This is a genomic window from Clostridium sp. (assembly GCF_051654825.1).
In the GTDB taxonomy this organism is placed as follows: Bacteria; Bacillota; Clostridia; order Clostridiales; family Clostridiaceae; genus Clostridium.
Genome location: NZ_JBOFYU010000001.1, coordinates 1 through 3,728, shown reverse-complemented (window position 1 = coordinate 3,728; position 3,728 = coordinate 1). Strand labels below are relative to the sequence as shown.

Here is a 3,728-nt window from a genome sequence, read left to right as displayed (position 1 = left end):
TTAACCTGCAAAAATCAATTTTATTGCAGGCTTGTTTGCCATACAATAAAATATTCAAACTTATATAATTTTCAAAGAGCGAGCAATTCTATGAAAAGCCAAGCTATTTTTTCATATCAGCTTAACAGATTCTTTATTTTTAATATTATTTAAAAGCCTTTGCTACTTTATTAGCAGTTTTAGTTAAGTTTATTTAACCTTGCTTCCATAATAATATTCTATACAAATACTGGGGGTTTTCCCATTACTTAAAGTCACTATATAAAATGACTTAAGTCACGATTTTATTTTTAAATGCAAATATAGCTAGTTGAGTCCTATCTCTTAGCTCTAGTTTTGAAAGTATATTAGTTATATTATTTTTAATTGTTCCCTCTGAAAGAAATAGCGTTTCTGATATCTCTTTGTTATTTAAGCCATTGGCTATTTGAATAATAATATCTATTTCCTTTTTACTTAAATTAAATTTATCTATTTCTATATCTTCTTTACCTGTATAAGATAGCATCTTATTTGCTACATCTGGATGAATTACTATATTCCCCTTTATGGCAGTTTTAATTCCCTCATATATAACATCATGAGTACTATCCTTTAATAAATATCCAGATGCTCCATATGTAAGAGCTTGATGGATATATTCTTCATCCTTAAAGGTTGTAAGCATTAATACCTTTGTTTTAGAAAACTGTTCCTTTATAAGTCTAGTTCCTAAAACACCATCACACTTGTCCATTCTTATATCCATCAAAGCTATATCTACTGATGTATTTTTACATACTTCTAAAGCTTCATAACCATTGCTAGCTAATCCTACTACTTCTATATCTTCAAATAAAGAAAGCATTATTTTTAGGCTTTCTCTTATAAGCTTTTCATCATCTACTATTAACAACTTAATTTTTTCCAAAATTATATCTCTCCCTTAAGAGTTTTAGGAATAATTATCTTTATGTTAAAGCCCTTGCCCTTTTCGCTAGTAAAATAAACTTCTCCCTTTAACTCACTTATTCTTTCTTTTATATTATTAAGCCCTAATCCTGAATAGATTATTTCATCCCTTCCCATTCCATTATCCTTTATATTTACTACTAATATATCTTTATCAAAATTCATTAAAATATTAATTTCAGTAGCTTTACCATGTCTAATAGAATTAGATAGACTTTCTTGAAGTATTCTATATAAATTTTCACTTTGATTAGAATTTAAAGTCCATTTATTTTTAGATAAGGTTAGCTTAACCTTTATATCAGTAAGCTTTTCAAATTCCTTAAGTAGGTTTTCAATCCTTATTAACCCTTCATAATTTTCATAATTAGAAGGCTTTAGCTTTCTAACTGCCATCCTTACTTCATCTAAAGATCCCTTTATAAAGTTTCTTAATGACCCTGCTATACTAATTAATGTAGTATCTCCATTTCTAATTGATAATTGTTCCATAGCATTTAATTGTATTAATGCTGTACTTAAAGCATGACCTACACTATCATGAATTTCTCTTGATATTCTATTTCTTTCTTTTAAAAGTGTTAATTCTTCTATAGTTGTTGCATAGTTTTCCAAGTTTTTATTAGCCTTTTTAAGCTCTTCCTCTGATACTCTAAGCTTATAGTATAAATCTTGAGCATTTAGCTTTTCCTTATTTTCTCTTACTATATATTCTATAATTACAGAAAATATAATTAAGAAAAATATTCTATAGCTTTTACTTAGTGAAAAGTTCTGAATTAAAATTGTAGAAGAGGCTAATATAATTCCTAAGTTAAATAACTTTCTATATGTTATATTTACTATATTTCTAGAATCTATCATTAATATAATTCCACAAGCCATAACTTGAACATTTGATAATAATCCAAGGGTTAATATTAATACCATATCTACTATCATAGAAATTTTTCTACTTATATTGTTATTTAATATATACATCCTTGTTTGATTATTTATTATATATAAGAAAATTAAAATTGCTGAAATCCCATTTTTATCTTCTATAAAAAATGTTTCTAAAAAAAGAAATACCATACTTAAATATTTAATTGCAATAAACTCTTTGCTTTTTTCCACCGTCTCACCTCAATACATTATTACCTAATAAAATAATGATAACGTAATTTAATAGTATATTTCAATAAAATATTTAATAAAAGCAAAGAAGAGATGAGCTTATAGCCCATCTCTTCTTTGCATCATAAGTTGCAATTTTGACATTTCTTAACGTCCTCACAGTTTCTACAGGTTAAACACTCGCAGCAACTTTTGCACTGACAGCAACCTGCACATGTATTACATGATATACAGCACATACAATTTACGCAATTTTTACAGTTTATGCAGTTTACACAATTATAACAATTTGTGCAGTTACAGCAATTAGTACAATTTTGACATTTTTCTTTATCACAACTTGACATAACCAACCTCTCCTCTTTAGTTTCTTATGATATCATATGTATTTTTGTATTTCTTTGTTACATTATATGAGTATCTAAAAAGAGATAAAAAGCTATATTTGTCATTATTTTTTTTATTACTTTAGTAATAACTCCTTTACATATGTAGGAAGCATAAATGCCCCTGTATGTAAGTCCGTATTATAATATTTTGTTTCAAGACCTAATGCATTCCATTCGTCAGCTTTAAAATCATTTATAGGGTGTAATGCCTTTGATGCAAAGCAAAACATCCAATGACCTGATGGATATGTTGGCATATGATATTGATATGCTTCACAAACATTAAATAAGTTATTTAGCTTACTAAAGGATCTATTCATTTCCCTTGCATTATTCTCAAAATAAGGGCTTTCACATTGATTAATTAAAATTCCCTTTTCTGTTAATGCCTTATAACAATCCTTATAAAACTCTGTAGTAAATAACCCTTCCCCTGGTCCTATTGGATCAGTTGAGTCTACTATAATTAAATCATATATATTTTCCTTATCTTTGACAAACTTAATTCCATCTTCAAAGTATAAGTTTACTCTTTCATCATTTAATTTATTTGAAGTAAATGGTAAAAACTCCTTTGATGCTATAACTACAGCTTCATCAATTTCAACCATATCTATTTTTTCAATAGTTTTATATCTAGTTAATTCTCTAACTGTTCCACCGTCTCCAGCACCTATAACTAAAACATTTTTTATGTCCTTGTTAGTTGCCATTGCCACATGTGTAATCATTTCATGATAAATAAATTCATCTTTTTCTGTAACCATAGTCCAGTTATCAATTACAAGTACTCGTCCAAATTCATAGGTGTCTAAAACATCTATTTTTTGAAAAGGACTTTGCTCTGAATACAAGTGATTTTTAACCTTCATAGAAAAATTTACATTTTCAGTTTGGTTTTCAGTGTACCATAATTCCATATTCATCTAAACTACACCTCCATTTTAAAGCTTATATCCATATTATCATAAGCTCCATGTCCAAAGGTTTTTACTTTATCAACAAGACCTCTTGCTACCTCTGTTGACTCACTTCTCTCAGCCTTTAAAACATCCTCTAGATATTTAAATCCAAGCCAAGGATTTACAGAGTCTCCACAAGTAAATAAATCTACTGATGCATAACCATACTCTGGCCATGTGTGTATAGTAAGATGTGATTCCTGGATTATAACAGCACCGCTGACTCCCCAGGGATTAAATTTGTGAAAACAACTTGTAACTATTGTTGCATTTGCCTCAATAGCTGCATTTTTCATATACTCCTCAA

At 28.1% G+C, this 3,728-nt stretch carries 4 protein-coding genes; all 4 read right to left on the bottom strand.

Annotated elements, in window-relative coordinates:
* Positions 1–271 precede the first annotated feature (271 nt).
* On the bottom strand, positions 272–910 hold the full coding sequence (locus ACRDBA_RS00020; protein WP_438570898.1) for a response regulator transcription factor: 639 nt from the start codon (positions 908–910) through the stop codon (positions 272–274).
* Positions 911–912: 2 nt separating this feature from the next.
* Positions 913–2,070 carry a sensor histidine kinase gene (locus ACRDBA_RS00015; protein ID WP_438570897.1) on the bottom strand — a complete coding sequence of 386 codons (1,158 nt, stop codon included), beginning with the start codon at positions 2,068–2,070 and terminating at the stop codon, positions 913–915.
* A gap of 463 nt (positions 2,071–2,533) precedes the next feature.
* The gene (gene speE, locus ACRDBA_RS00010) at positions 2,534–3,379 is read right to left on the bottom strand and encodes a polyamine aminopropyltransferase (protein WP_438570899.1); all 846 of its coding nucleotides are present in this window, start codon (positions 3,377–3,379) and stop codon (positions 2,534–2,536) included.
* Between the two features lie 11 nt (positions 3,380–3,390).
* Positions 3,391–3,728: adenosylmethionine decarboxylase (speD, locus tag ACRDBA_RS00005; RefSeq protein WP_438570896.1), on the bottom strand; the 338-nt coding region annotated here is incomplete at its 5' end.

What these genes read in the sequence shown, in the direction of transcription:
- speE (WP_438570899.1), bottom strand. Translation starts at nt 3,379, where the DNA reads ATGGAATTATGGTACACTGAAAACCAAACTGAAAATGTAAATTTTTCT.